Source organism: Caballeronia sp. LZ028 (assembly GCF_031451415.1).
In the GTDB taxonomy this organism is placed as follows: domain Bacteria; phylum Pseudomonadota; class Gammaproteobacteria; order Burkholderiales; family Burkholderiaceae; genus Caballeronia; species Caballeronia zhejiangensis.
The window spans coordinates 1,595,413-1,619,810 of record NZ_JARUXN010000001.1; the positions used below are offsets into that span (position 1 = coordinate 1,595,413).

Sequence of the window (24,398 nt, forward strand, 5' to 3'; positions counted from 1 at the left end):
ACTTTGCGATGCTTCGACCCGAGCCGCAGCCTGCTCGCCGGCATGGATCAGACAGCGCTGCGGCAGTCACTCGCCAACGCGCAGCAGATCTACATCCAGTTGTCGACGGGCGCGCAGGGCGAGTCTTACTCGTACACGCAGGGCGACGGTACGCGCTCGGTCACGTACACGCGCGCTAATCTCGCGGAATTGGCTGCGGCAATTCAGTTGATGCAGGCGCAGCTCGGCATCGTCTCGTCGCCCCGCAGAGCGAACCGAATTACCCTCACACGGCGATAACGCATGGAATCGAACGTACAGCTACTTGGTCCGGACGGGAAGCCGCTGCCGGAGCGCAAGAGCCGTGCGCTCGCGCTGAACGGCAGCTATAGCGGATACGGCAGCACCAGCGCATTCGATGCGGCGGACATGTCCAGTCAGCACATGCGGGACTGGAACCCGGTGCTTTGGTCGCCGGATGGCGAACTCAACCCGTACCGCGATCGCATCGTTTCGCGCGTGCGCGATCTGGTGCGCAACGACGGTTGGGCGTCGGCGGCGGTCACGCGCACGCTCGACAACGTCATCGGTGCCGACTTCCGGCCGATCTCGAAGCCGGATTACCGCGCGCTCGCCGCGATGACCGGCAACAAGAAATTTGATCACGTCTGGGCAGATGAGTTTGGGCGTGCGCTGGAGGCGGGTTGGCGCACGTGGTCGGAAGATCCTGCGCACTTCTGCGACGCGCAGCGCAAGCTGACGATCCCGCAGATGATGCGCCTGGCCTTCCGTCACAAGATCATCGACGGCGATGCGCTCGCGATCCTTCAGTGGATGCCCGAACGCCTGGCGCGTGGCGCGCGCTATGCGACCGTTCTGCAGCTCATTGATCCCGACCGACTGTCGAACCCTCAACAGAATTTCGATCGACAGACGATGCGCGGCGGCGTCGAGGTAGACGAATACGGCGCGCCGGTGGCGTACCACATCCGGAAGGCGCATCAAGGCGACTGGTTCAGCGGCGGAAAGCAGGTGACGTGGGAGCGGATCGCCGCTGAAACCGATTGGGGCCGGCCGATTGTCGTCCACGACTACGACTTCGACCGCGCGTCGCAGCATCGCGGCGGCGCGGGCATTCTGACGCCTGTGCTGCAGCGGCTGAAGATGCTGATCAAGTACGACGGCACCGAGCTCGACGCAGCGATTATCAATGCGATCTTCGGCGCCTACGTCACGAGCCCGTTCGACAAGCAGCTCGTGACCGAGGCGCTTGGCGACGGTGAGGACGTCGAGGCATACAACGGGTACCAGGACGCGCGCGCGGATTTTCACGACAAGACGGATCTACGTCTCGGCGGCGCGCGGTTGCCGATCCTGTTTCCCGGCGAACAGATCAACACCGTATCGGCCACCCGGCCGGCGGGCAACTTCGCCGAGTTTGAGAACGCCATGCTGCGCAACGTCGCGGCGGGCACCGGCATGTCCGCGCAGCAGATCACGCAGAACTGGGCAGACGTCAACTATTCCTCGTACCGCGCGGCGGCGCTCGAGGCGTGGAAGACGTTCGATCGCCGCCGCAGCGACTTCGGTCGCGGGTTCGGCCAGCCGATTCTGTGCGCCATGGTCGAGGAAATGATGGACATCGGCGAACTGCCCCTTCCGTCGGGAGCACCCGACTTTGCGATGGCGCGCGCGGCATATACCCGTGCGTGGTGGATCGGCCCGGGCCGCGGCTACGTCGATCCGATGAAGGAGCGTCAAGGTGCGGCGCTCGGCATCGAGTCCGGTCTGTCCACGCTTGAAGACGAATCGGCGCAGCTATCGGGCAACGATTGGCGCGACAACATCGACCAGCGGGCTGTCGAGATTCAGTACATCAAGGATCGCGGCATTCCCCTTCCGTCAACGCTGAAGGACGATGCGACGGCGGACGACGTTACGCAGGAGCCAAAGGCGCAATGACAACGGAGAAGTTATGGATGGCCAATTCGCGTTTCTGAGCCAGCGGATGTTCAACACACCGCTGGCGATCAAGCGGGAGAAGGCCGAAGTCGTCATGGCGTCGCTCGCCGAGCGGCTCGGCATCTCCCACATCGGGCGGCTTGACGGATCAACGATCCGCCCAATGGCCTTCGGCGCGTGGGACGAAGAATATGAAGACGACACTCGCGCAGGCCGCGTAGTCGATCCCGGCTACGACATGGTCGGCGATACAGGCATCGCGATGATCTCGGTGCGCGGCACGCTCGTGCAGAAGCTCGGCTCGCTGCGCCCATATTCCGGGATGACGGGCTACAACGGCCTGCGACAAAGCATCCTGTCGGCGCATGCGGATCCAGGTGTGCGGGCGATCATGCTTGACGTGGATTCGCCCGGCGGCGAGGTCGCGGGATGCTTCGATCTGGTCGACACGATCTACGGTCTTCGCGGCGACAAGCCGATGTGGTCGATTCTTTCTGAGTCGGCTTATTCGGCCGCTTACGCGATCGCGAGCGCTACGGACAAGATCATCGTTCCTCGAACCGGTGGCGTCGGCTCGATTGGCGTGATCACGATGCACATCGACTGGTCTAAGGCGATAACGAGTGCCGGCATGGCGGTGACATTCATCACCTACGGCGATCGCAAGGCCGATTTCCATCCGGAAATTCCGCTATCTAAAGAGGCGCTCGCTGCGGCTCAGGCCGACATCGACGCTATGGGCGAACTGTTTGTCAACACGGTCGCCCGCAACAGGAATCTCGCACCCGAAGCGGTGCGTGAGACGCAGGCCGCCTGCTTCATGGGCGAAAACGGCGTCAGCCGAGGGCTTGCAGACGCAGTGATGGCGCCAGACGCGGCGCTCCTGGCCTTGCTGGCCGAGCTGGCCTAAACAACACTCTCACGAGGTATGCAATGAGTTTGAAAAAGACCCTTGCGGGCGTGGCGCCGTTTGCCCACCTGCTGAGCCGTGCCGGCGCCGCGCGCGCCGAACAAGAAGACGACGAGCGCAAGCAGCGTGACGACGAGTCCGACGAGGATTACGCGAAGCGCATGGAGGAGCTCGACGACAAGGAAAAGGCCGAAGAGGAAAAGCGCAAGGAAGAAGAAGCCAAGAACGCAAAGGCGAACGACGTCGACGGTGACGACACCGAGGCCGAAGACGGCGACGACGAAACCGACGACTCCAAGAAGGCTGCTCGCGCAACTGAGCGCGCGCGCTGTGCGCGAATCATGGCGCACGGTGTTGCGACCGGCAATGTCGAGCAAGCTGCAAAATTCGCTTTCAACACGAAAATGTCGTCGGCTGACGCCATTGCGATTCTCGGCTCCGGAGCGCACACCGCTGCTCCGGCAGCCCCGGTCGCGTCCCAGCGCAAGTCGCTCGACGAGCGTATGGCGCACGCGCGTCCGCGCAACCCCGGCGATTCGGCACCCGCAGCGGCAGAGCCGACGATGGCAGAACGCATCATCGCGGCGGGCAAGCTCCGTCGCGGCGAGCTTTAATCCCTCCCCACACCCGGAGAAATTCAGATGGCTTTGACTCCTACCACGGTCGGGGAGAACCCCCAAGTCCCGTCGGCATCCGCGCAGACATTCGTTCCCGATCAGCTGATCGCCGGTCCGAAGCAGCTGGTCACCCGCAACGTCACCATCACCGGCGGCCCGTTTGTGCGCGGCACCGTGCTCGGCAAGATCACGGCGAGCGGCAAGTTCACCATCGCCCTGTCGGCATCGTCCGACGGCAGTCAGACGCCGACGGCGATCTTGGCCGACTATGCCGACGGCAGCGCTGGTGACGTGGTCGCGGGCGTGTACCTCGAAGGCGAATTCAACGTCAACGCGGTCACGCTCGGCACCGGCATCACGTCGACGGCTGCTCAAGATGCGCTGCGCCCGCTCGGCATTCACCTCAAATCCTCGGTCTCGGCTGCTGACCCGAGCTAATCTCAACCAGAACTGATGTGAAGGCCCCGCCACCGTGCGGGGCTTTTTCATTTGGGCTCACATACTCGGAGAGTGCAATGCCCGGTAATCTCGTATTCGACACCAACACGCTGATTCAGGTCGTGCAGAACCTGAAGATGGCGCAGAGCTTCTTGCTCGACAAGTTTTTTCCCGGCTTCATCAATCCGGACAGCGAGTTCGTGTCCATCGACGTCGACGTCGGCAAGCGCCGGATGTCGCCGTTTTGCTCGCCACTGGTCGAAGGCAAGCTCGTCGAAAGCCGCCGCTACCAGACCAACACGTTCAAGCCGCCGTACATCAAAGATAAGCGCGCTCCCGATCTGCGCAAGCCGGTCCGCCGCATGATCGGTGAGCGCATCGGCGGTGAACTCACGCCGGAAGTGCGCGAGCAGATGAATCTGGAGTTCGAACTGAATGACCAGATCGACATGCTCACGCGCCGTCTCGAATGGATGGGTGCAAATGCCCTCCTGACCGGCACTGTCACGGTATCCGGCGAGGGCTTTCCAACCACGGTCATCGATTTCGGCCGTGATGGCTCCCTGACAATCGCCTTGACGGGCGGTGCGCAATGGACGCAGGCCAACATCACCGCAGGCACGGCGTCGCCGACCAGCAATATCGAAGCGTGGCAGACACAGATCCTGAAGGCGTCTGGCGCGGTCGCTACCGACATCGTGTTTACGCCGAAGTCATGGGCTGGTTTCAAGCTCGATCCGGTGCTGAAGGGCGCCGAGTTCTATCCGTCGCTCGCCCCGTTCGGCAATGCGGTGAATGTGGGTGCGCAAATCGAGCGCGGCGGCGTCCACAAGGGCAAGTGGGGAAACTACAACTTGTGGCTCTACAACGACTGGTATGTGGACGATGTTACCAACGTCGAAACGCCGATGCTGCCGGACGGTGCGCTGATCATGTCGGGACCGGATTTGCAGGGTACGCGTGCTTTCGGCATCGTCGAAGACCCGGCGTTCAACTATGCTTCGCTGCCGTTCGCTCCGAAGACGTGGGTCAAGGAAGACCCGGCGCAACGATTCCTGATGATGCAGTCGGCGCCCATCGTCATCCCGAGCCGCGTGAATGCCGCGCTGGCCGCAACCGTCGCGTGAGGCAGACATGGCGAACGAAAAATTCATCGAAGCCGTCGTCGCGCGTGGCCGCACGATTCACGACCAGCTCAAGCCCGGCGAAGAGCCGATCATCAAAAAGGCTGGCGAGACCGTCAAGCTGCCCGAATCGGAAGTGAAGCGCCTGCGCGCGCTCGGCTTCCTCAATCCCGAAAAGGTCGAGGAAGTGAAGCTAGAAGGCGCGCAGATCACCGGCGGGCAGGTGTCGATCGACCACGCGGAGTGAGCGATGGACTGGGACGACATCGTCGACGGCAAGATCCTGGGTCCTCTGATGGCGCAGTTCGGGACGGCGATCACCTATATGCCGATCGACGGTGGTTCGTTCCAGATCACTGGCGCTTACGACAAGGCGTTCTTCGGCGTCGATCCGGTGACCGGGTCGACGGTCGTCACGCAGCAGCCGACGGTTGGCATCCAAGTCTCGCAGTTCCCCGTTGAGCCGCAGCAGTACGACACGCTGATGATCAATAAGACGGGCGAGCAGTGGCAGGTGCGCGAGGTCCATCTCGATGGCCACGGCGGCGGCCGGCTCATGCTCAACGTCATAGGGCAAACCGATGTCTGATCCGACTGGCCGCGCCGAATTACGCGGCGTGCTGCTCTCGATCTTGCAGACGATTCCGGGTGTGGCTGTGTATTCGCCTGGTGACTGGAATGTGGCGACGCCCAAGCTGCCCGCGATCAAGCTGCGGCCGGCGAAAGAGCGGAAGCAGTCGAATGGCCGAAATGGTCCGACGGCGTTCACTACCGTCGCGGCATTCGAGATCAAGGCAGAAGTGTCGGCCGCCTCCGGTCCTGCGGCGCTCCTTGCGCTCGAAACGCTCGGTGCGGAGATAGAAGAAGCGGTCTTCAAAAGCATTCCGTTACGCCGCATCGCGCAGGACTTCCCGTTCTGCGACACGGAAACGGAAGTGACCGCCGATGGCTCGACACACGTAGGCGGGCTCTCAATCCTTCTGGGCATTGAGTTCTTCGAGACGTTCTATCCAGACATCAACACGCAGTTGCTCGCGATGAACGTGACGGCTGACCTCACGAACCTCGCCGATCCGAACGGCACATATCCGGACCCGCCATTTCCCGACGCTGTCACGCCGGCCCCGCGCACGCAGGGTCCAGACGGGCGCGCGGAAGGCGAGGTCAACGTTCAATTTCCTCAATAGGAGCGACGAATGATCGTCAAACCTGCACCGGGCCTCAAAGTGCGGCATCCGGTTACGAAGCAGTTGCTGCCGGATGAAGGCATCGAAGTGCCGGACGGCGACATCTTCTGGACCCGCGTGCTCAATGACGGCGACGTCGTTCTCGCGGACAACGCGGCTCTGCCCGCACCGAAGCAGTCGGGGAGTGACGCAGAATGACCATTCCGTTCAAGCAGATCCCGCAGAACATCCGCACGCCGTTGTTCTTCGCCGAGATCGACAATTCGCACGCGAACTCCGCTGTCGCGAACCAGCGCGCATTGCTGATCGGCCCAATCACGTCGGCCGGCATCGCGACGCCCAACGTGCCGCTCATTTCGTCTGGCACGGGCGACGCGAACGTCCAGGCGGGCGCGAACAGCGTGCTCGCTCTGATGACGGCCGCCTATCGCCAAAATGACCAGTTCGGTGAGGTTTGGTATCTGCCGGTGCAGGACGCTGCCGGCGCGGTAGCCGCGACCGGTTCGATTGCGTTCACTTCGGCGCCGACGGCCAATGGCACGATCTCGCTGTATATTGCTGGTCAGCTCGTCTCCGTGCCGGTGACGGCAGGCCAGACGACCGCGCAGATTGCGACCGCTGTCGCTGCGGCGATCAATCTGATCCCGTCGATGCCCGTCACTGCAGCCGCATCGACGAGCACCGTAACGCTGACGGCCGACAACAAGGGCCTCGTCGGCAACGACATCGACGTCCGCTTCAATTACATCGGCACTACGGCCGGCGAGGCGCTGCCCACCGGTCTGGCTGCGACGATCACGGCGATGGCGGGTGGGACGACGAACCCGACGCTCACGACGGCGCTCGGCAATCTTCAGGATATGCCGTTTGACTTCATCGCTTGCGCGTTTACCGATACGACGTCGCTCGACGCCCTGAAGGCGTTCCTGAACGATTCGACCGGTCGCTGGAGCTGGCAACAGCAGGTGTACGGTCACGTGTTTGTCGCATATCGCAGCACATGGGCGGGGCTCACCACGTTCGGCACGTCGCGCAATAACCAGCACGAGTCGATCATGGGCTTCAATGACTCGCCGACGCCCGCATGGCAATGGGCGGCGGCGATCGCGGCCGTGACGGCGGTGAGCGTGCGGGCTGATCCGGGCGTACCGATGCAAACCGTCGCGCTGACCGGCGTGCTTGCGCCGCCGCTCCAATCGCGATTCAACTTGAGCCAGCGCAACACGCTGCTCTATGACGGCATCGCCACCTTCACCGTTGGTGACGACGGCACGGTCGCGATCGAGAACCTGATCACGAGCTACCAGACGAACGCGTTCGGCCAGCCCGACAACAGCTATCTCGAAGTCGAGACGATGTTCCTGCTCGCGTACGTGCTGCGTCGCCTGCGCACGCTGGTAACGTCGAAGTATGCGCGCGTGAAGCTGGCGGCGAACGGCACGCGCTTCGGCCCGGGTGCCGGCATCGTGACGCCGAACATCATCAAGGCTGATCAGATCGCCGAATATCAGGCGATGGAGTACGAAGGCTACGTGCAGGGCAGCGATAAGTTCGCTCAGTCGATCATCGTCGAGCAAAACGCGCAGAACCCGAACCGTGTCGACGTCCTCTGGCCGGGCACGCTGATCAACCAGTTGCGGATCTTCGCGCTGCTCGCGCAGTTCCGTCTGTCGACCAGCCAGACGTAAGCAGTTCGCCAACGCTGTGAGCCGCCCATGACCGGGCGGCTTTTTCTTTTGTGGAGAAGCCAACGATGGCGAACAACACGAATTTCATCGCCGGCACCGCGTATATCACGATCGACGGCGTCAACTATCAGCTCGAAGGTGAGTTGCGGTACGACGTCGGCACCGTGACGCGCGAGTCGCTGGCCGGCCAAGATACGGTGCACGGCTTCAGCGAGAAGCCCAAAGCTCCGTCGATCTCTGCATCGATCCGCGACTCGGGCGGTGTCAGCCTCGCTGCGATCAACGCGATGCGCAGCAACACGGTCGTTCTCGAGCTCGCAAACGGCAAGACGATCATCGGCCGGAACATGTGGACTGTCGAAGCGCAGGAAGTCGATACGACCGAAGCGAAATTCACCGTCAAGTGGGAAGGCCTGCAGGGCTCGGTCACGGAGCAGTAATCGATGAGCGACACAAAAACCATCCAACTTCGCAAGGCGCTGAGCTATGGCAAGGGCGATCAGGCGAAGACAGTCGACTCGATCACGCTCCGTGAGCCGACCGCAGGCGAGTATGAGAAGGCGGAAAATGCGGCCGGTGTCTACGGTCTGCAGATCGCCCTCATCGCGCTGCTTAGCGGCGTGCCCGTCGACGTCATCGACCAGATGTACACGAGCCAGATTGATGAGGCTGCCGACTTCATCGGTTCATTCGGCAAGGAAGCGATCAGCGGCATGAAGGCCAGCGCCGATGAGTTCGAGCTTGTTCTCCAATCGCCGGTCAAACTCACGGCCGACGAGAGCCCGCTGAACGTCGCTTCTCTCGAACTGTGCGAGCCGACGAACCAGCAGAAACGCAAAGCGTCGGCCGCCGGCGGCACGTTCGCCTCGAGTATCGCGCTTATCAGCATCGTGTCGAAGGTGCCGAAGAACGCGGTGCGCGCGTTGACGGCGCGCGATTTCATGGCCGCGTGCGCGTACTTCAACGGTTTTCAGCTTCGGCGGACAGCGAACTCGGACGACTGATTGCCGCCGTCACGGCCGTGCCGGAAGGCTGGGATGACGTTCTCGCCGAGTTGACGCATTTCATGCGGTGGGGGCCGAACGACGCCGACGGCATGACGTTTTCCGAGACTTTGCGCTGGCTTGATCAGGCCAAGCGCATGAAACAACAGATTGGAGCGAAGGCATGAACATTGGGGGCGGCGCAGGTGCAGTGCTCGGCACCACGTCGGGCATCTCCAATCTGGCGAGCTCGCTGGCTGCACGGCTCGGCGGCTCCGCCGGTTCGTATTTCGATCAACTGCGGCCCGCGTCATTCCGCGGCGTGCCGTTTGTATCGCTAGGCGGTGAAGGGGGCTTCGGTCGGCGGAACGAACTGCATGAATACCCGCTGCGCGACACGCCGTGGGTTGAGGATCTTGGGCGCGGCACGCGGCGCTTTCGCGTGTTCGGCTTCGTCGTTGGCGACGACGTCATTGCGCAGCGCGACCTGCTGATTGCAGCGTGCGAGAAGGAAGGCGCTGGCTCACTCGTGCATCCGACGTATGGTCGGCGAGACGTCAGCCTGATGGATAGCCGCTGGATCGAGCGGTGGGAGAAGGGCCGGTATTTCGAATTCGAGTTTGAATTCATCGAGGGCGGTCCTCGTGTCTTCCCGGCGACCTCGGTGGCGGGCGGCAGTCTTGTAGAAAGCGCCGCGAGCGGCCTGAACGTGGCGGCCGCTCTTAATTTCGCTCGCACGGCGCTGACAGCAATCGCGTACGGCGCTGCGGTGCTTGGATCGGCAGTGAGCACGGCGGTCGGCTGGTACACGGCGGCGAAGAATTTCGTCGGAGACGCGCGGAACCTCTTCCGACTTCTGACGACTCTGCCTGGGGACTTTGGTCGGTTCGCCGGCAGCGCGACGGTGCCGACATTCAGCAAATTTCCGATCTCGTCCGTCGACACAAGCGGCGCAACCGTCGAAAGCCTCACACAAGCTGCAACCCTCGCGCGCGCGAATCTTGACACCGCGTCCGCGACCCTGGACGCAGCGGCGCGGAATCTCGACGCGTCGACAATCGACGACTTCACCGCTGCGGCGCAAGGGCTCACGAGCGCGATGCTGGCGGCGACGCCGGACCCGGCTGATTCGATGCGCTTGCTAACGTCGTTGGCCGCCTACGAACCGAGCGGCGTGACGACGGCGTCGGCGATCGGCAGCGCGATGGCGACCATACAATCGGCGTGCACGGACCTGTTTCGGCGCGCAACCATCGCTTCCATAGCAGTGGCGGCGTCTACTTATGAGCCTACTTCGAGCGACGACGCGGCGAGAGTGCGCGCTCAGGTGCTCGATCTAATCGACGCTGAAACAGTGATTGCTGGCGATCAAGGTGACGATGAGACGTACGACGCGCTCCGATCGCTTCGGCAAGCCGTTGTATCAGACTTGAACCAACGCGGAGCGGGGCTTCCGGCCATGCGGACATTCGCGTTTGCAACGCCGCTGCCGGCACTCGCCCTTGCGAACCGCATTTATCGCGACGCATCGCGCGCGGATGAGTTGGTCGCGCAAGCTGACCCTGTGCATCCCGCGTTCTTTCCAACACGCTTCAAGGCACTTGCGACCTGATCCATGGCGAACAACCTGACGATCGTTATCTCCGCGCTCGACAGGACCGGGGCGGGATTCGCGTCGGCGAACCGGAACCTGCGCGCCATCGATCAAGCGATGATCCGTACGAGTCGATCGTCGCAGCGGATGACGGCGGTGCAGAGCTTCGTGACTGGGGCCACGCGCGCCAGCGCCCTCAGCGGCGCTTTGCTTGCCGGCGTGGTCGGCGCGGCTGCGCTCGTGACATCGAAAATTCTTTCGATCGAATCGGCGTGGGCGAACACGGTCCGCAGCGTCAGCAACAAATCGCTGACTCTTGGCATCGACGCCAAGGAACTATTCGGCATTCAGAATGCGGCGAAGTCTGTCGGTTTGAGCGCCGAGCAGGCGACGTCGTCCGTTGAGGGCGTGACTCGTGGGTACTACGAGTCGACGCAGGGTCGAGATCCGCAGAAGCGGATGATCTACCAGGCGTACGGCATCAACGGGCTCGACGAGCGCGGCCAGTTCAGTTCAGAGCGTCTGCTCGAGCAGATCGCCGCGGCCGGCGAGAGCGTGAACAGTCGGAACGGCCCGCTCGCGCGCCATCGCCTGTTTGAAGCTCTCGACGCCGGCGGCCTGGAAGATCTGCTGAATAAGGGCGCCGGCGGTGTGCGCGATCGCTACGCGCGCGGCGTCGCGCTCGCTCCAAGCGAGGACGATATTCGTCACGCGAACGACTATGCCGAAGCGATGGCAAGGCTGGATGCTCAGTTCGACAAGACAAAGCAGACAATTCTCGGCGGCCTTGCTCCAGCGCTGACGACCTTCTTGGAGGGTGTTGAGCGGGTTATCGCGCGGGTGAACGGGCAGGAATACGTGCCGACTCGCTGGAACGGCACGAGCAATGTGCCCGCTTCGTCGCCGGATGCGCCGCCCGCAGCGAACCTCGGCGACCGCGCAATTGATGGGCTAGAGAAATTCGGCAACTTCTTGCGCGGGAACGGAGCGCGCACGAATGCGCAAGTCGGCGCGGAGCCGAACGCCAACGTCCCGGCGGCTGTCTCGTTTTTCGAATCGAGAGGCTGGACGCGGTCGCAAGCGATTGGGATCGCGGCAAATCTGCAGCACGAGAGCGGAATCGACCCGACGGCAACCGGCGATAACGGGCGCGCCTACGGTGCGGCGCAGTGGCACAAGGATCGACAGGAAGGCTTCCAGAGGTGGGCCGGGAACTGGATCGGCAATTCGACGCTTGAGCAGCAGCTTGGTTATGTGGACTACGAGCTTCGAAACGGTGGCGAGCAGCGTGCCGGAGCAGCTCTTGAGATGGCCCGCACTCCGGAGGAGGCAGCTCGCATTGTGTCTCGGCTGTACGAGCGGCCGGCGGCAGCTGACACCGAAGCTGCTGCGCGCGCGGCGACGGCGACCCGCATCGCTGGTCTATATTCGGGGAGCCAAGGGCCGTCCGCGGCACAGCGGGACGCGGCACCGGCGCGTTCGGATGGCGAGTTGCGCGTGAAGGTTGAACTCGGCAACATGCCGAAGGGTTCTCGCGCTGAAGTCTCCGGCACGCCCAATGTGAAATCGACGGTGGAGCGAGGTTCCACCGGTTCAACCAGTCAATTCGCGCTTGGGGCGACGTACTGATGAATTCGCTCGTTGTTACCTTGCCGGAATCGAGTATCTCGATCACCGGCTGGAAAGGCGCGCGCGTCACGCGTTCGATCGAGAGTTGCACCGGTTCGTTCGTGCTGGAGATGACCGAGCGCTTTCCGGAAGAAGTCGATGAGGCCTCGCTGATCGGCGGCGTTCCAATCCAGATCGCTATCGATGCGGACAATCTGTTGCTGACCGGATACGTCGATACCGTCGAATACATCATCACGCCGCACGAGCATCTGGTTCGCGCGACCGGTCGCGGCAAATGCCAAGATCTGATCGACTGCAGTGCGCCGGTCGATCGGATTTTGGCGAACAGCCGTATTGATGCTGTCTGTCGGTCCCTGCTGAAGAACTTCGAAATTGACGTTGTTGTTTCGGCGAGCCTGCAGGCTGTCATCGACGAATTGCCGACGATCCCGTTTCAGTTGATCTCGATCACGGAGACGCCGTGGGAGATCATCGAGCGCTGCTGCAGGTACAGCGGCGTGCTCGCTTTCGAGCTCGAGGACGGCTCCTTGTGCCTTGCGCTGGCCGGCGACGCGCTTGGATCGACTGGGCTCGAAATCGGGAAGAACGTAGAGTCGGCTGTATCGGTAAAGAGCTCGCTTGGGCGCTTTTCCAGCGTCTCGGGTGTGCTGACGAATTACAACAACGCGACGGACATCGGCGTCAATCTGCTGCCTGAATACACAGCGTATGACCCGGGCGTGAAGCGGTATCGCCCGAAATTTATCGTGTCCGAGCAGCCTTCGTCGGATCGAACCTATCTCGAGCGGCGCGTCGACTGGCAGATTGCGCGTGCCTATGGCATGTCTCGGCAGGTCCGCGTGCTGGTGGATAGCTGGACCGATTCGAGCGGATCGCCCTGGTATGTGAACTATCAGGTGCCCGTCACGATGCCGCAGCTCAAGATCCCAGAAAAGACGCTCCTGCTCATCACCGAGATCAGTTTCATCCTCGACGAGAACGGAACGCATACCGAGCTTCTGCTGGCGCCGCGTCAGGCATATCTGCCCGAGCCGCTTGTTCTACAACGCATCGATCCGGACATCGCGCCGGCCTGAGGACTTTGAATGCTCGACGCACTGAACGCGCTTTCACGGCGGATTCGTCTGTTCGTGAGCCGCGCGGTGATCTCGTTCGTCGATGACACGCGAACGGTGCAGTACCTGCAGGCGAGGGTCAATGCGCTCGAGACGGTCGGCGACATTCCGCGCTACGTCGAGTACGGGCTGTCATCGAATCCGCCTCTAGGGTCCGAGGCGCTGATCGTCTTCGGGAACGGTGAGCGCACGAACGGCATCGTCATCGCCACATCGAACGCGAAATATCGCGTCACGGCTCTGGCAAGCGGCGAGGTTGTGGTGCACGACAACACGGGTCAGAAGGTCTATCTATCGCAGGCGGGCATGGTGCTAGATGGCGGCGGCAAGCCTGTGACGATCACGAACACGCCGGAGATCGAAGCCGACACGCCGTTGTTGAAGTGCAAGGGCGACATCATCGACAACTATGAAACGAACACGCGAACGGTCGCGGGAATGCGCCAAGTCGCGAACCTGCATACGCACCCGATCGTGAACGTACAGACTGGCGGAAGCACAATCAACACGCAGCCGCCGACGCAGCCGGAGTAATAGATGCCTGACATCAGCATTGTCTGGGATACGGCGAACAGCCGCGGCGACTGGCAGCAGCTCGGACCTGATCTGCTCACAGGCAACGATCTTCAAACCGCCGTCCTCATAAGCTTATTCACCGACCGCGTCGCCAATTCCGACGACGTCATACCCGACGGAACCGGAGACCCGCGCGGCTGGTGGGGCGATCTCGACGAAGACAGCCCGATCGGTTCGCGGCTGTGGCTGCTTGATCGGTCGAAGCAGACTCAAGAGGTGCTCAACAACGCGCGCGATTACATCGTCGAGGCGTTGCAATGGCTCGTTGATGATGGCGTCGTCGCGACCATGGATGTTCAGACGGAATGGACGCGCGACACGTTTCTCGGCGCGCAGATCACGCTCTATCAACCGGCCGGCCCGAGCGTCTCACTGACGTACGCTTGGGCGTGGCAACAGCTCACCTGATATGCCATTCCAACGAAAAACGCTCTCCACCTTGATCAGCGAGGTGGCGGCCGACATCAACTCGGCCTTGCAGGGTGCCGATGCAACGCTGCGTCGTACCGTTCTTAAGGTGGTCGGAAAGGTGCAGGCAGGGATGTCGAACCTGCAGATGGGCTACCTTGACTGGATCGCGAAGCAGGCGGTGCCGTTCACAGCAGAGGATGAATACCTTGAAGGGTGGGCAGCCCTCAAAAAGGTGTATCGCAAGGCGGCGACGCCGGCGCAGTTGACTGCTTCATTCGCAGGAGTCGTGGGAACAGTGCTGAATGCAGGGACGCCGGTGGCGCGCGGCGATGGCGCTGAGTATTCGACGGCTTCGACGGCAACCGTCGGCGTAGGCGGCTCGTTGTCTGTGACTATCGTTGCGGCGTCAGCTGGCGCCGACGGTAACGCTGATCCAGGTACGACGGTAGCGCTCGGCGTCGCGGTTGCGGGATTGCAGTCGTCGGGGACGATCACGGGCACCGTCGCATCCGGCGCAGACATCGAAGATAACGACGATCTGCGCACGCGGATGCTTGCCGCATATCAGAACACGCCGCAGGGCGGCGATCTCAATGACTACGTCGGCTGGGCGCTTGCCGTGCCCGGTGTGACGCGCGCGTGGTGCGCGCCGAATGGCTTCGGTGCGGGTACGGTCGTGATCTACACGATGTGGGATGCCGCCGAGGCTTCGCACGGCGGATTCCCTCAAGGCACCAACGGGTGCTCGCAGTACGACAAGGGACCGGGCGGCACGCCGCGTGGAACCGTCGCGACCGGTGATCAGCTCATCGTCGCCGACACGATCGTCAATGAGCAGCCGGTCACCGCACTCGTTTATTCGTGCGCTCCCGTCGCGAACAATCTGACGCTCACGCTCTCTGGGCTGACGGGCACGTCGACATCGACGCGCGCAGCAATCTCCGCAGCGATCTCCGATGTCCTTTTCCGAAACGGCGATCCGCGGTCGGGCACGATCAATCGCTCGGACATCGAATCGGCGATCGCGTCGGTGTCGGGTACGAGCGGATTCGTCATTACGCTCGTTCAGGGCGTGGTGGGAACGACGACAACGACGTATCCGGGGAACATCACGAGCGGATTCGGGCAGCTTCCGGTGCTCGCCGGCGTGAACTACGTTTGAGGCATCCATGCTTGCACCGAATTTCAAAGCGGCTGACTTTCTCGCTGCGATGCAGGCGCTGTTGCCCCGCGGTCGCGTATGGCCGCGTGATCCGGATACGGTCCAGGCGAAGGTTCTGTCTGGTCTCGCGCCATCGTACGAGCGTCAGACGGCACGCGCGAATTATCTGTTGCTCGATGCGTTCCCTTCGACGACGTACGAGCTTCTCCCTGAGTGGGAGTCGACGCTCGGTCTGCCTGATCCGTGTGCCGGGGAGGCGCCGACGATTCCCGCGCGGCGGGCGCAGGTGGTGGCTCGCCTGACGACCCTAGGTGGCGCGTCGATACCGCATCTGATCGCCTTCGCCGCCAGTCTTGGATACACCGTCACGATCACGCAATACACACAAGCTCGCGCCGGCATGTTACGCGCGGGGCAGCCGTGCTGCGGCTATGACTGGAACTTCGCCTGGAAGGTCACAGCACCACTGAATACGGTCGTCCGTGCAGTCGCGGGGTCGATGGCGGCGGGGGATCCACTCGTATCTTGGGGCAATAAGGTTCTTGAGTGCGAACTCAGCGCCGTGATGCCCGCCCACACCATCCCGATTTTCGCTTACGCGTAAGAGGTCAAAACAATGTTTCGCATCGATGACGCCACCGCAGCGACGTCTCTTCCGACGCCGGAAGCCGCTGGAACCGAAGGCTATTTCACGGAAGGAAATCCGACGGCAGGGGTGCCAGCGACAAACGTGCGGGGGTCCTGGTTGAACATGATTCAGGAGGAACTCCGCGCAGTCGTCGTGGCCGGCGGCTTGACCCCCAGCAAGACCACGTATAACCAGCTTCTGCTGGCACTAAGGGCGATGTTTATTGGGCGTGTGAAGCGCACGGTGTTTACGGCCTCTGGCACCTATACACCGTCTGCCGGGCTCCTTTACGCGGAAGTTGAGGTTATCGGAGCGGGCGGAGGCGGCGCGACCGGGTCGTCGAGCAATGCGGCCGGCGGCGGCGCGGCCGGCGCGTATTGCAAGGCCATTCTTTCGGCGGCGACCATCGGGGCGTCTCAGACGGTTACGGTCGGAGCTGGCGGCGCTGCCGGTGCGGCTGCAGGGAATGGCGGATCCGGAGGTAGTCCGTCGTCCTTCGGATCGCTTATCGTATGCGGTGGCGGCAGCGGCGGAAGCCTTACCGCAAGCACGCCCACCATTGGTCAGCCCAGCGGCGGCGGATCAGTAACGACATCCCCTGCTGGATCCATTGCCGTTAGCGGCGCTTTCGGCCGGTACGGATTCGGAAGCTCCAGCGTTGCCGTGGGCGGCGACGGCGCGTCAACGATTTACAGTTCGGGCGCCAACGGGGCGGGCACTGGCGCGGGCAGTACCGGGAGCGGCTTTGGCGGCGGCGGAGGCGGGTCGCATACGAACACTGGAGGTGTTGGCCGTCCCGGCGTCGTCATCGTCACCGAATATCTGTCTCAATAAGAGGGAAAGACATGCAGAATCTTTACGCGTTGGTCGATGCTTCGAACTCGGTCGTCAGCGTCATCTTGTGGGATGGGGATGATTCTCAATGGTCGCCCGAAGAGGGACTGCGAGCGATCGCTCTGCCAGAAGGCTCCGCTGTCGGTCCCGGCTGGAATTTTGATGGGACTGATTTCATGGGTCCGGCCCCTGTTGTGCCGAACGCCGCCGAAATCTTAGCCGCCAACACGGCGACCCGCGACGATCTTCTGGCGCAGGCCGCGCTAGCGATCGGCCCATTGCAGGATGCTGTCGATCTCGGGGAAGCGACGGCCGCTGAATCGGCCTCGCTGACCAAGTGGAAGCAGTATCGCGTTGCGGTCAATCGCACGGATCTGACGCAGATTGCGCCGGCGTGGCCGGCACAGCCGGTTTAATTCATTAGCGTCTTGACGAGCGGCTTCATAGCATCTGCGTCTTTTTGGCTGATGATCTGGTAGAGCGCATCGGTCGGATGCAAGCAATCGCCGAGCATCTGCTGCCATCCCGGCATTGCAAGTATTGCATCGTACTGAGCGATCAGCGCGACGCCATTCGCTTTAGCAACGTCTCGCTCTGCTTGAATGAAAGGTCCCGGATCCGGGGCCCCTTTCGCACAAATGGGGTTGCGCTCGACCATCACCGGGATTTTCCCGAACGACTTAACGGTATCGATCCACTTCTGCCAGTCCTGCTTGTACTGGTCGGCGGTCGTCAGCAATTGATCGTTGATGCCGAAGTTGGCAAGAACAATCTGTGCGTTCGACGTTGCAAGTCGGGTCGCCAGCGGCGCGGGATAGCGCCCAGTTCCATTGAGAGAGCTTCCGACCGTAGTGCCTCCGACTGCGTGGTTCTCCACGCTCACGGATGGGCCGAAGGCCGCTTGCAGTTGCGTTTGCATCACGTCTGTGGGGATGTACTTCGTTCGCGATGGCGTGTTCGGAGGAATCGGGCCAGTCGGCACGATGTATCCAACCATCGTTGAATCGCCCTCTGCGTAGATCAGTACCGACTTATTGGTTTGAGCCGGAGTCTTGGTGGAATCCGCGACGCCGCTACCGCCTCCGCCGCCGCAAGCAGTGCACGCCATAACGAGCGGTCCCAAAAGGCATGCCGCGAGGGTTCGAATCATCATCGTTTCAAGTCCCTTTTTAGATGCGTCTGTTTTGATCGGACGGATTGTATCGGATGATTCCTCAGGGCGATTGAACGAATAGGCGGCCGCGACTTCGACTATTCGGCCGATAGATCGATTTGAGCGCCGGCCGCGCGCATGCGATCGAGGATCGCCTGCAGCGTTTGCTCGTCGAGTTCCAGCCGTGCCATCGCAAAAAACAGCATCTGCGCGCTCATCTGCCGGGGCTCGTGCCCGCCGGTGTACTTTCGCCACTGCTGATCGCCAGCCAGACCGAACAATTCCGCGATCTGTTTGCCAGTCATGCGGAGATCCGCTTTCAGGCGAGCCAGGTCGCTTGTCGACGGCGGGGTGTATTTCATTCGAAGCTCTCTTAGAGGCGCGTGCGAGCGCGCGAAAAAGGCGGTCCATTTTCGTCCTTTCGGGATGACGGGCGGCGCAGGACGCGCTACCCAATGAGAAAGACATTAGCCCCTTTGGGGCTAACAGTCAAGCACGAACACCGCCGCCATTGAGCGGCTTTTTCATGCCCGGACCACCGGCGAAATTACGAGGGTATGCCAGATGTCGGAGTTCTGGAACGAGGGCGTCAAGTCGATAGTGACCGCTCTTGGAAGCGTTGGCACCTTCTGGGTCGGCGGCCGCATGTGGCGGCAGATCGATCGCAGACGACAAGCCGAGAGCGAGGGCGAGGCCAACATCGTCAAGGCGGACTCCGCTGCGCAAGTCGAAGCGATTGCTCGGTTCGAGCGGCTCGCGACGTTGGCGGAAGAGCGCGCTGGCCGCGCCGAGGCTCGTGAGCTGCTTGCCGTGCAGCGCGCGGACCGCGCTGAAGAACTGATGCGCTCGGCAGAGCAGCGCGCCGATGCGGCCGACCGGCGCGCGCAGCGCGCTGAGGCCGAGGTGCTCGAATTGAAAACCAGAATCGAACGCCTTGAGCGGGTGATCGAGAACCGGAGGGAGTCAGATGTCTCGCGTTCGTGACTGGCGGTGGTGGGTAATGGGTCTCTGCATCATCGGTGGGCTTAGTGGCGTCGCCGCAGTTGGCTTCTTCATTGGACAGTGGGGAATGTCGGTCGAGCGCGCGAATTGGACCAAGGAGCGCGCGGCGTACATCAAACGCTTTCCCGAGGTGCGCGCTGAGACGCGAAACGCATGCGTCGCCGAGTACGAGAGCAAGGTGCAGCAGCTGCAGCAGCAGAATCAGCAAAACATCCAGGCGATGTCCGACCTTCGATCGCTGATCACGGATACGCATGACGTCGCGCAATACACGCTGCGCTTTCTCGGCGACCGCGCGAAGCTGACTGATGCGCGCCAGGCGGCCCTCATCAAGCAGACGCGGCAGGCCGCTGTGGCGGCGACTGTCGCGGCGCAGAAGACAGAGGCCGTCGAGCAAAAGGTTGCGGTCGCGGCGACTAAGGCTGACGAAGCCGCCAACACCGCGAAGGCAGTCGACAAGAAGCTCGAAACCGCCACGCATCCCTCGTTGCCCGCGCAGCCTTGGGCGGGCAGTCGCCGATAACCAGCAGCAGCTTTTACATCCGAACCCGGCCGCGCGCCGGGTTTTTCTTTTCAGAGGCCCTATGAACCTCAAGCTTCGCCTCGTCGATGACGCGGCCAAGGTGCACACGTACTCGTCGACCATCATCGCGGCGACCCTCGGCGCCGTCTCGGCAGCATCGCCTTTCATCGAGGCGGCGTGGACTGGCATGCCCGATGAAGTGAAGTCACTCCTCCCGGATAGCTGGCGGCTCGCGATCGCGATCGCGGTCGGCTGTCTTGCAATCATCGCCGCGCGCTACACGACGACGGCTCCGAAAACGACCACGAGCGGGGCAGCGGATGGCGACGCAAGCGCAGCAGCCGAGTAAGCGGCCCGGCAAGAAGACACTGGCCGCGACGCTCGGCGCTGCCGCTGCGGCTGCGCTCGTCGCGCTGACCGCGTCGCAGGAGGGCGTATCGCTGAAGCCGTACAACGATCGTCTCGCGAACAACGTCCAGACCGTCTGCTTTGGCGAGACGAACGTCGAGATGCGCGCGTACACGTTACCCGAGTGCAAATCCATGCTCGGCGACAGCCTTGCGGGCTACGCGGCGGCCGTGCGCGACATCACTCCGGGCTTCGACTCTCTGACGGACGGGCAGAAGGTTGCCGTCGTGGATCTCGCCTACAACATCGGCGTGCCGAACTACAAGGGATCAACGCTGCGCAAGCGCTACATCGCGCGAGACTTCCCCGCCGCGTGCAGCGAGTTCATCAAGTGGCGCTTCGTTGCTGGCAAGGATTGCGCGATCGCGGCGAACCGCTGCGGCGGAATCGTGACGCGTCGTCAGCTCGAGGCGCAGGCCTGCCGAGGAAACTGACATGTCTCCATACCTCATCACTGGGATCATCGCCGGCGCACTCGGTATCGCGCTCGGCGGCGCAGCCGTACACACGGTCGATGCCACGAAGCTCGCCACCGAGCAGACCTCGCACGCGCGCGACAACGAGATCAACGCGCAGAAGCTCCAGGCCGTGTCCGACGCGGCTGCCAGCGCGGCGCGCGCGGCGATCGCAAAACAGAACGACGCGTCGACCCAGATCGCGTCTCTGGACGCGCAACTCATTCAGGAGAAAGCCTCTCATGATGCCGACAATGCGAAGAATCGCGCTGCTATCGCTGATGGCGCTCGCCGGCTGCGCGTCGCAGTCACAGCCTACACCCCCGCAAGCAGTGGCAACGCCGCAGATTCAGGCGCAAGCGCCGGCAGCGTGGGCAATGGTGCCGGTGGCACAGCCGAGCTATCACCAGCGTTTGGATCAGCTCTTTTCGGGATCGTCGACGACGCCGACAGCGACGCCCGCGCAAAAGCCGAATACCTCCAGCACTACGTCTGCATCCTCCAGCAGCAAGGAGTGATCGCGGGCGCATGCAGCCTCACGACCACCGCGAAGGAATGACCACATGGCATCGGATCTGAAGTACAGCGTCGCGCTAAAGAACGCTCAGCAGGACCAAATTACCGCGAAGGTCGGAACGAGTGGCGCGTACGACATCTACGACGGCGCGAAACCGTCCGGACCGGACACCGCCATCACGACGCAGAACTTGCTTGCGACGCTTCCGTGCAGCTCGACGTTCGCGCCGGCCGCAGCGAATGGCGTGGTCACCGCGAATGCGATTAGCAACGGCACGGGCACGGCGGCGGCAGGGGCCGGGAAGACTGCGACCTGGTACCGCCTGCGCACGTCGGCGGGCGTGGCAGTCGTCGATGGCACGGTCGGCACGAGCAACTGTGATCTGAATCTCACGAGCACGACAATCGCGCAGGGCCAGACGGTGAGCGTCTCGTCGAGCACTTACACGAACGGCCAGTAATCGGCCGCACAGGCGGCCGCAATGGGCACTCTCACCGGTTCGAACACCCTTCTAGCCGGCACCGAGACATTCAACCTCTCGTCGCCGGCTCAGACCGACTGGATTCAGTTTCCGCAGTCGGCAACCGCAGTCAACCGGAAATCGGGCGGCGGCTCGACGATTGGCTTGCCGACGACGATCGGCTCCGGCGTCACGTTCACGGGCTATACCGACGGCCCGAAGATGACGTGGACGGACGGCACGCCCACGGCATCGGCGACAGCGCTCGCGGGCGGCATCTACGCCGACAACACGACAGCGACCGGGCAGGGCATTCAGATCGTGCTGCCCGCCGACACGACCTCGCGCACGGCTACGGTCTACTGGGCGGCGTATTCGAGCGGTTGCACGCTCACCGCGACGCTGCCGGATGGCAGCGCGACCGCCTACACGGTCTCGCCGGGAACGACTGGCAGCGGCAACCAGAAGTTCTACGCCACGACGATCACATGGGCGGCGAACTCGGCGGGGCAGACGCTCACGCTGAAGATGACGATCACGACGACGCAGGGCTCGTCGTTCAACGTCATGCTTCACGCGATCAAGTATCTGAGCAGCGCGCCCGCCGCGATCAGCGGCACGGGAACGAGCACAGCGAATACGTCGAGCGGCGCGGCATCGGGCGGCGTGAGCACGTCGGGCGCGGCAGCCGCAGCGCAGGCAGGGAACGTCGCGAGCGCTTCGGGCAGTGTGGGCGCGAGCGGCAGCGCGGCGGCGACTCAGGCACTTGGCGCGGCCACGGCGAGCGGCAACGTCTCGACGACCGGCACGGCGAGTGCCGCGCAAGGACCAGTCGCCGGTGCGGCATCCGGCGGCGTGTCGATCTCAGGCGCCGCAGCCTCGACGAGTTCGGGGGGCGCGGCGGCGAGCGGCACAGCATCGACAAGCGGCACCGCGGCCAGCACGCAGGCGGCGAACACCGCGCAAGCGAGCGGGCAAGTTGGTGCCGCGCCTATCTCCGGTGCCGCCGCATCGACGAATAGCGGTGCGGCGCGCGCGGCAGGGTTGGTGAGCGTCACGGGTGCCGCGGCTGCGACGCAGGCGGCGACTAACGGGTTGGCTTCGGGGCAGATCGGCACGCCCGCGATCGACGGTGCCGCGGCGTCGACGCAAGCGCGAAATGCCGGCGACGCGCTCGGTGGCGTGCGTATCGACGGAGTCGCGGCGGCTGCGCAGTCGCTTCAAGGCGCGGATTCGAGCGGGGCGGTGACATTGGGCGGCAGCGCCGCCGGCACTCAGACGCCCGGCATCGCTTCTGCGACCGGCGCAATCCTCGATCCGATCTCTGGAAGCGCCGCTGCGACCCAAGCGCCCGGCGTCGGAAGCGGTAACGGTCAGGGTGCAATAGTCGGAGTGTCGGTTCCGGTCCGCTATGCGATTGCGGCAGAGCCGAGAGTGGTCACTATCTCGCGTGAAACGCGGATCGTCGCTATCGACTGTGATCCAAGACTGGCGATAGTTGCCGCCGAGCGGCGCACACAGTTGACGGAACGAGAGAGCCGCGGCATCGCCGTGCGAGTCGAGAAGCCGGCATAAAATTTCGGAGCATCAAATGGCGTTTCCGTACGTTCCTTCGTTCATCAAGGATCCGCAGGCTTTTCTCGACTTCAACTGGGATTGGTCCGCGTGGCTCGGTGACGGGGAAACCATCACCGACACTTCCATCACGCCCGACGCCGGGATAACGGTCAATTCCTCAAGCATCGTCGGCGGGGTTGTAGCAGCGTGGTTGTCTGGAGGTGTGCTAGGCGAGGTCTATGTAATCGCTTGTACGATTATCACGTCGGCCGGCCGTACCGAAACCCGACGGATTCAGATCGCCGTCGCTCTTCGATAGCAGTTCCAACGCGATAATGAAGCCGCTCGGGCGAGACTACCGAGCGGCTTCCCAGCTTTTACTTCTTGGTCGGTTTCCCGGCGCCATTATGAGCCGGACGATTCATAACATACCCCTGTCCGGGCTTGGGAGTCGGGGGCAGCGGCTCGCCCTTGACGACGGTTCTTTCCTGACCAGTGTTCCCGCCGCGGCTGCCGACGATTCCATACTCACCCGAACGCGGGGCCGATTGACCAGGTTTCAACGGTTTCGAAGCCATAAATGTTCACCTAACAAATGGCCGAGCGCGTCTTGACCCTGTTGGGAGGGTCGATATAATCACGCTCAGCGGTTTGGATTTGATCTCGGGTCGCTGGCAGGCATTGCCGAGATCACGATTGCAGAAAGCTCCGAGGCCATTCTTCCCGAAAGGAGAGTGGCCTTTTTGTTTCTGCACGTAAACATTACCTCATGACGAATCGTTTTTCCACAATATCTTGTGCTTAACAAAAAGGGATGAACTAGATCCTGTGTTCGTTGTGGTGGCGAAAAACGTTTGCGTTGTGGTGATGAGTGAATCAACCTGAGCCGGGCGTACCTTGAGACTTGATCTGCGGCAAACGCGGAAAGAACACGTCGCACCGCTCGTGATGACCGGAGGCGCTTCGCCGAGGGCAATCCGCCAGCTCGGCGCCGAGGTCGGTCATCGGGAAGTCCTCGCCGAGTCGCGCGACCAGCTTGGCGATTCGGTACCTGCCTTTGCGGTCGCAACGAGAGCACTCGATGTCGAGGTGCGTCGCGCGCGCCGCGAGTTCGCCAATCAGAACGGCTCCGTTCTTACCCATCGCATTCAGGCTGCTCGTACTCGTCGTCATACTCGTTGACGACGCAATCGCAATCGCCGCACATCCACCGATTCGGCACGTCGCCGACCGCCGGCTGAAACTCATCGCGCGCGAGCCGCCGCGCGCAGACCGGGCACCATATCGTCGTCATCTCGTCCTCGTTTTCCGACGCGCATTGTTGCGCGCTCGACACTGTATGGATGAACAGTATATGCTGAGACGCGCATGCGGAGACCCGGAATATTACGAAAGGCCGTCTAGAGGTTTTAGGAGTTGGATTTTCTCGTCGTGCGACACTCATGCTGTGCAAGGCTTCCCGGGCAGAAACTAAACGACTCGT

At 62.6% G+C, this 24,398-nt stretch carries 34 protein-coding genes; 30 read left to right on the plus strand and 4 right to left on the minus strand.

Features of this window, described 5'->3' with window-relative positions; translation table 11 throughout:
• The first annotated feature begins 3 nt into the window (after nucleotides 1–3).
• The 22 genes from gpW to QCE58_RS07700 all read left to right on the plus strand — a co-directional run bounded on the left by gpW (nucleotide 4) and on the right by QCE58_RS07700 (nucleotide 17,256).
• The gene (gpW, locus tag QCE58_RS07595; protein WP_309779374.1) at nucleotides 4–279 is read left to right on the plus strand and encodes a gpW family head-tail joining protein; all 276 of its coding nucleotides are present in this window, start codon (nucleotides 4–6) and stop codon (nucleotides 277–279) included.
• Between the two features lie 144 nt (nucleotides 280–423).
• The gene (locus QCE58_RS07600; RefSeq protein ID WP_250497262.1) at nucleotides 424–1,941 is read left to right on the plus strand and encodes a phage portal protein; all 1,518 of its coding nucleotides are present in this window, start codon (nucleotides 424–426) and stop codon (nucleotides 1,939–1,941) included.
• Between the two features lie 13 nt (nucleotides 1,942–1,954).
• A complete protein-coding gene (locus QCE58_RS07605) occupies nucleotides 1,955–2,851 on the plus strand; it encodes a S49 family peptidase (protein WP_250497224.1) in 897 nt (298 codons plus the stop codon).
• A 23-nt stretch (nucleotides 2,852–2,874) separates the two neighbouring features.
• Nucleotides 2,875–3,465 carry a hypothetical protein gene (locus tag QCE58_RS07610; RefSeq protein WP_250497225.1) on the plus strand — a complete coding sequence of 197 codons (591 nt, stop codon included), beginning with the start codon at nucleotides 2,875–2,877 and terminating at the stop codon, nucleotides 3,463–3,465.
• 27 nt (nucleotides 3,466–3,492) lie between these two features.
• Nucleotides 3,493–3,906 carry a head decoration protein gene (locus QCE58_RS07615; protein ID WP_250497226.1) on the plus strand — a complete coding sequence of 138 codons (414 nt, stop codon included), beginning with the start codon at nucleotides 3,493–3,495 and terminating at the stop codon, nucleotides 3,904–3,906.
• A gap of 77 nt (nucleotides 3,907–3,983) precedes the next feature.
• Nucleotides 3,984–5,033, plus strand: coding sequence for a major capsid protein (locus QCE58_RS07620; protein ID WP_250497227.1), 1,050 nt, complete (start codon nucleotides 3,984–3,986; stop codon nucleotides 5,031–5,033).
• Between the two features lie 7 nt (nucleotides 5,034–5,040).
• Entirely contained in the window at nucleotides 5,041–5,277 is a 237-nt protein-coding gene (locus QCE58_RS07625; RefSeq protein ID WP_250497228.1) for a hypothetical protein, read from the plus strand.
• Between the two features lie 3 nt (nucleotides 5,278–5,280).
• Nucleotides 5,281–5,619, plus strand: a complete 339-nt coding sequence (locus QCE58_RS07630) for a hypothetical protein (RefSeq protein ID WP_061163934.1) — start codon at nucleotides 5,281–5,283, stop codon at nucleotides 5,617–5,619.
• Nucleotides 5,620–5,662: 43 nt separating this feature from the next.
• Nucleotides 5,663–6,217 (plus strand): hypothetical protein, encoded by a 555-nt coding sequence (locus QCE58_RS07635; protein WP_309779376.1) that lies wholly within the window; start codon nucleotides 5,663–5,665, stop codon nucleotides 6,215–6,217.
• A gap of 9 nt (nucleotides 6,218–6,226) precedes the next feature.
• A complete protein-coding gene (locus tag QCE58_RS07640) occupies nucleotides 6,227–6,415 on the plus strand; it encodes a DUF2635 domain-containing protein (RefSeq protein WP_061117460.1) in 189 nt (62 codons plus the stop codon).
• Entirely contained in the window at nucleotides 6,412–7,905 is a 1,494-nt protein-coding gene (locus QCE58_RS07645; RefSeq protein WP_250497230.1) for a phage tail sheath subtilisin-like domain-containing protein, read from the plus strand. Before QCE58_RS07640 ends, QCE58_RS07645 begins: the two co-directional genes overlap by 4 nt.
• A gap of 65 nt (nucleotides 7,906–7,970) precedes the next feature.
• Nucleotides 7,971–8,345: a phage tail tube protein gene (locus QCE58_RS07650; RefSeq protein ID WP_061136869.1), complete on the plus strand. Its 375-nt coding sequence runs from the start codon at nucleotides 7,971–7,973 to the stop codon at nucleotides 8,343–8,345.
• Between the two features lie 3 nt (nucleotides 8,346–8,348).
• The gene (locus QCE58_RS07655) at nucleotides 8,349–8,909 is read left to right on the plus strand and encodes a phage tail assembly protein (protein ID WP_061163938.1); all 561 of its coding nucleotides are present in this window, start codon (nucleotides 8,349–8,351) and stop codon (nucleotides 8,907–8,909) included.
• 163 nt (nucleotides 8,910–9,072) lie between these two features.
• Nucleotides 9,073–10,500, plus strand: coding sequence for a DNA circularization N-terminal domain-containing protein (locus tag QCE58_RS07660; protein WP_309779378.1), 1,428 nt, complete (start codon nucleotides 9,073–9,075; stop codon nucleotides 10,498–10,500).
• 3 nt (nucleotides 10,501–10,503) lie between these two features.
• Nucleotides 10,504–12,111: a phage tail tip lysozyme gene (locus QCE58_RS07665; protein WP_309779379.1), complete on the plus strand. Its 1,608-nt coding sequence runs from the start codon at nucleotides 10,504–10,506 to the stop codon at nucleotides 12,109–12,111.
• The gene (locus tag QCE58_RS07670; RefSeq protein WP_409014097.1) at nucleotides 12,111–13,190 is read left to right on the plus strand and encodes a phage baseplate assembly protein; all 1,080 of its coding nucleotides are present in this window, start codon (nucleotides 12,111–12,113) and stop codon (nucleotides 13,188–13,190) included. The genes QCE58_RS07665 and QCE58_RS07670 overlap by 1 nt, the downstream gene beginning before the upstream one ends.
• Nucleotides 13,191–13,199: 9 nt before the next feature.
• Nucleotides 13,200–13,763 carry a phage baseplate assembly protein V gene (locus tag QCE58_RS07675; protein WP_309779382.1) on the plus strand — a complete coding sequence of 188 codons (564 nt, stop codon included), beginning with the start codon at nucleotides 13,200–13,202 and terminating at the stop codon, nucleotides 13,761–13,763.
• A gap of 3 nt (nucleotides 13,764–13,766) precedes the next feature.
• Nucleotides 13,767–14,213 carry a phage GP46 family protein gene (locus tag QCE58_RS07680; protein ID WP_309779383.1) on the plus strand — a complete coding sequence of 149 codons (447 nt, stop codon included), beginning with the start codon at nucleotides 13,767–13,769 and terminating at the stop codon, nucleotides 14,211–14,213.
• Between the two features lie 43 nt (nucleotides 14,214–14,256).
• Entirely contained in the window at nucleotides 14,257–15,378 is a 1,122-nt protein-coding gene (locus tag QCE58_RS07685) for a baseplate J/gp47 family protein (RefSeq protein ID WP_309779384.1), read from the plus strand.
• 7 nt (nucleotides 15,379–15,385) lie between these two features.
• Nucleotides 15,386–15,982 carry a putative phage tail protein gene (locus QCE58_RS07690; protein ID WP_309779385.1) on the plus strand — a complete coding sequence of 199 codons (597 nt, stop codon included), beginning with the start codon at nucleotides 15,386–15,388 and terminating at the stop codon, nucleotides 15,980–15,982.
• A 12-nt stretch (nucleotides 15,983–15,994) separates the two neighbouring features.
• Nucleotides 15,995–16,840, plus strand: a complete 846-nt coding sequence (locus tag QCE58_RS07695) for a glycine-rich domain-containing protein (protein WP_309779387.1) — start codon at nucleotides 15,995–15,997, stop codon at nucleotides 16,838–16,840.
• Between the two features lie 11 nt (nucleotides 16,841–16,851).
• Nucleotides 16,852–17,256 (plus strand): tail fiber assembly protein, encoded by a 405-nt coding sequence (locus QCE58_RS07700; RefSeq protein WP_309779389.1) that lies wholly within the window; start codon nucleotides 16,852–16,854, stop codon nucleotides 17,254–17,256.
• Here QCE58_RS07700 and QCE58_RS07705 read toward each other — a convergent pair.
• Together QCE58_RS07705 and QCE58_RS07710 are read right to left on the minus strand one after the other, a co-directional pair.
• Nucleotides 17,253–17,993, minus strand: a complete 741-nt coding sequence (locus QCE58_RS07705) for an SGNH/GDSL hydrolase family protein (protein WP_309779390.1) — start codon at nucleotides 17,991–17,993, stop codon at nucleotides 17,253–17,255. The two genes, QCE58_RS07700 and QCE58_RS07705, sit on opposite strands and share 4 nt — an antisense overlap.
• A gap of 98 nt (nucleotides 17,994–18,091) precedes the next feature.
• Nucleotides 18,092–18,355 (minus strand): XRE family transcriptional regulator, encoded by a 264-nt coding sequence (locus tag QCE58_RS07710; protein ID WP_309779391.1) that lies wholly within the window; start codon nucleotides 18,353–18,355, stop codon nucleotides 18,092–18,094.
• A 202-nt stretch (nucleotides 18,356–18,557) separates the two neighbouring features.
• Between QCE58_RS07710 and QCE58_RS07715 the strand changes: the two genes are divergently transcribed.
• From QCE58_RS07715 to QCE58_RS07750, 8 genes are all read left to right on the plus strand, one after another.
• Nucleotides 18,558–18,977: a hypothetical protein gene (locus tag QCE58_RS07715; protein ID WP_250456693.1), complete on the plus strand. Its 420-nt coding sequence runs from the start codon at nucleotides 18,558–18,560 to the stop codon at nucleotides 18,975–18,977.
• A gap of 85 nt (nucleotides 18,978–19,062) precedes the next feature.
• A complete protein-coding gene (locus QCE58_RS07720; RefSeq protein WP_309779393.1) occupies nucleotides 19,063–19,518 on the plus strand; it encodes a hypothetical protein in 456 nt (151 codons plus the stop codon).
• 61 nt (nucleotides 19,519–19,579) lie between these two features.
• Nucleotides 19,580–19,867, plus strand: coding sequence for a hypothetical protein (locus QCE58_RS07725; protein ID WP_250456695.1), 288 nt, complete (start codon nucleotides 19,580–19,582; stop codon nucleotides 19,865–19,867).
• The gene (locus QCE58_RS07730) at nucleotides 19,839–20,360 is read left to right on the plus strand and encodes a glycoside hydrolase family protein (protein ID WP_309779395.1); all 522 of its coding nucleotides are present in this window, start codon (nucleotides 19,839–19,841) and stop codon (nucleotides 20,358–20,360) included. Before QCE58_RS07725 ends, QCE58_RS07730 begins: the two co-directional genes overlap by 29 nt.
• Nucleotide 20,361: 1 nt before the next feature.
• A complete protein-coding gene (locus QCE58_RS07735; protein WP_309779397.1) occupies nucleotides 20,362–20,940 on the plus strand; it encodes a lysis system i-spanin subunit Rz in 579 nt (192 codons plus the stop codon).
• Nucleotides 20,941–20,944: 4 nt separating this feature from the next.
• A complete protein-coding gene (locus QCE58_RS07740; RefSeq protein WP_309779399.1) occupies nucleotides 20,945–21,358 on the plus strand; it encodes a hypothetical protein in 414 nt (137 codons plus the stop codon).
• Nucleotides 21,359–21,379: 21 nt separating this feature from the next.
• Complete coding sequence (locus tag QCE58_RS07745) at nucleotides 21,380–22,933, plus strand: hypothetical protein (protein ID WP_309779400.1); 1,554 nt, start codon at nucleotides 21,380–21,382, stop codon at nucleotides 22,931–22,933.
• A 16-nt stretch (nucleotides 22,934–22,949) separates the two neighbouring features.
• Complete coding sequence (locus QCE58_RS07750) at nucleotides 22,950–23,234, plus strand: hypothetical protein (protein WP_309779401.1); 285 nt, start codon at nucleotides 22,950–22,952, stop codon at nucleotides 23,232–23,234.
• Nucleotides 23,235–23,791: 557 nt separating this feature from the next.
• Here QCE58_RS07750 and QCE58_RS07755 read toward each other — a convergent pair.
• Both QCE58_RS07755 and QCE58_RS07760 read right to left on the minus strand, forming a co-directional pair.
• Complete coding sequence (locus tag QCE58_RS07755) at nucleotides 23,792–24,058, minus strand: hypothetical protein (RefSeq protein WP_309779402.1); 267 nt, start codon at nucleotides 24,056–24,058, stop codon at nucleotides 23,792–23,794.
• On the minus strand, nucleotides 24,051–24,209 hold the full coding sequence (locus tag QCE58_RS07760) for a hypothetical protein (protein WP_309779403.1): 159 nt from the start codon (nucleotides 24,207–24,209) through the stop codon (nucleotides 24,051–24,053). The genes QCE58_RS07755 and QCE58_RS07760 overlap by 8 nt, the downstream gene beginning before the upstream one ends.
• Nucleotides 24,210–24,398 lie beyond the last annotated feature (189 nt).

Excerpts from the sequence above, each read along its gene's own strand:
- QCE58_RS07630 (WP_061163934.1), top strand. The coding sequence starts at position 5,281 with ATGGACTGGGACGACATCGTCGACGGCAAGATCCTGGGTCCTCTGATG.
- QCE58_RS07655 (WP_061163938.1), top strand. The coding sequence starts at position 8,349 with ATGAGCGACACAAAAACCATCCAACTTCGCAAGGCGCTGAGCTATGGC.
- QCE58_RS07610 (WP_250497225.1), top strand. The coding sequence starts at position 2,875 with ATGAGTTTGAAAAAGACCCTTGCGGGCGTGGCGCCGTTTGCCCACCTG.
- QCE58_RS07645 (WP_250497230.1), top strand. The coding sequence starts at position 6,412 with ATGACCATTCCGTTCAAGCAGATCCCGCAGAACATCCGCACGCCGTTG.
- QCE58_RS07745 (WP_309779400.1), top strand. The coding sequence starts at position 21,380 with ATGGGCACTCTCACCGGTTCGAACACCCTTCTAGCCGGCACCGAGACA.
- QCE58_RS07700 (WP_309779389.1), top strand. The coding sequence starts at position 16,852 with ATGCAGAATCTTTACGCGTTGGTCGATGCTTCGAACTCGGTCGTCAGC.
- QCE58_RS07600 (WP_250497262.1), top strand. The coding sequence starts at position 424 with ATGCGGGACTGGAACCCGGTGCTTTGGTCGCCGGATGGCGAACTCAAC.
- QCE58_RS07670 (WP_409014097.1), top strand. The coding sequence starts at position 12,111 with ATGAATTCGCTCGTTGTTACCTTGCCGGAATCGAGTATCTCGATCACC.
- QCE58_RS07740 (WP_309779399.1), top strand. The coding sequence starts at position 20,945 with ATGGCATCGGATCTGAAGTACAGCGTCGCGCTAAAGAACGCTCAGCAG.
- QCE58_RS07720 (WP_309779393.1), top strand. The coding sequence starts at position 19,063 with ATGTCGGTCGAGCGCGCGAATTGGACCAAGGAGCGCGCGGCGTACATC.
- QCE58_RS07705 (WP_309779390.1), bottom strand. The coding sequence starts at position 17,993 with ATGATGATTCGAACCCTCGCGGCATGCCTTTTGGGACCGCTCGTTATG.
- QCE58_RS07650 (WP_061136869.1), top strand. The coding sequence starts at position 7,971 with ATGGCGAACAACACGAATTTCATCGCCGGCACCGCGTATATCACGATC.
- QCE58_RS07620 (WP_250497227.1), top strand. The coding sequence starts at position 3,984 with ATGCCCGGTAATCTCGTATTCGACACCAACACGCTGATTCAGGTCGTG.
- QCE58_RS07760 (WP_309779403.1), bottom strand. The coding sequence starts at position 24,209 with ATGACGACGATATGGTGCCCGGTCTGCGCGCGGCGGCTCGCGCGCGAT.
- QCE58_RS07695 (WP_309779387.1), top strand. The coding sequence starts at position 15,995 with ATGTTTCGCATCGATGACGCCACCGCAGCGACGTCTCTTCCGACGCCG.
- QCE58_RS07640 (WP_061117460.1), top strand. The coding sequence starts at position 6,227 with ATGATCGTCAAACCTGCACCGGGCCTCAAAGTGCGGCATCCGGTTACG.
- QCE58_RS07680 (WP_309779383.1), top strand. The coding sequence starts at position 13,767 with ATGCCTGACATCAGCATTGTCTGGGATACGGCGAACAGCCGCGGCGAC.
- QCE58_RS07605 (WP_250497224.1), top strand. The coding sequence starts at position 1,955 with ATGGATGGCCAATTCGCGTTTCTGAGCCAGCGGATGTTCAACACACCG.
- QCE58_RS07615 (WP_250497226.1), top strand. The coding sequence starts at position 3,493 with ATGGCTTTGACTCCTACCACGGTCGGGGAGAACCCCCAAGTCCCGTCG.
- QCE58_RS07750 (WP_309779401.1), top strand. The coding sequence starts at position 22,950 with ATGGCGTTTCCGTACGTTCCTTCGTTCATCAAGGATCCGCAGGCTTTT.
- QCE58_RS07665 (WP_309779379.1), top strand. The coding sequence starts at position 10,504 with ATGGCGAACAACCTGACGATCGTTATCTCCGCGCTCGACAGGACCGGG.
- QCE58_RS07725 (WP_250456695.1), top strand. The coding sequence starts at position 19,580 with ATGAACCTCAAGCTTCGCCTCGTCGATGACGCGGCCAAGGTGCACACG.
- QCE58_RS07730 (WP_309779395.1), top strand. The coding sequence starts at position 19,839 with ATGGCGACGCAAGCGCAGCAGCCGAGTAAGCGGCCCGGCAAGAAGACA.
- QCE58_RS07675 (WP_309779382.1), top strand. The coding sequence starts at position 13,200 with ATGCTCGACGCACTGAACGCGCTTTCACGGCGGATTCGTCTGTTCGTG.
- QCE58_RS07735 (WP_309779397.1), top strand. The coding sequence starts at position 20,362 with ATGTCTCCATACCTCATCACTGGGATCATCGCCGGCGCACTCGGTATC.
- QCE58_RS07625 (WP_250497228.1), top strand. The coding sequence starts at position 5,041 with ATGGCGAACGAAAAATTCATCGAAGCCGTCGTCGCGCGTGGCCGCACG.
- QCE58_RS07755 (WP_309779402.1), bottom strand. The coding sequence starts at position 24,058 with ATGGGTAAGAACGGAGCCGTTCTGATTGGCGAACTCGCGGCGCGCGCG.
- QCE58_RS07660 (WP_309779378.1), top strand. The coding sequence starts at position 9,073 with ATGAACATTGGGGGCGGCGCAGGTGCAGTGCTCGGCACCACGTCGGGC.
- QCE58_RS07690 (WP_309779385.1), top strand. The coding sequence starts at position 15,386 with ATGCTTGCACCGAATTTCAAAGCGGCTGACTTTCTCGCTGCGATGCAG.
- QCE58_RS07710 (WP_309779391.1), bottom strand. The coding sequence starts at position 18,355 with ATGAAATACACCCCGCCGTCGACAAGCGACCTGGCTCGCCTGAAAGCG.
- QCE58_RS07715 (WP_250456693.1), top strand. The coding sequence starts at position 18,558 with ATGTCGGAGTTCTGGAACGAGGGCGTCAAGTCGATAGTGACCGCTCTT.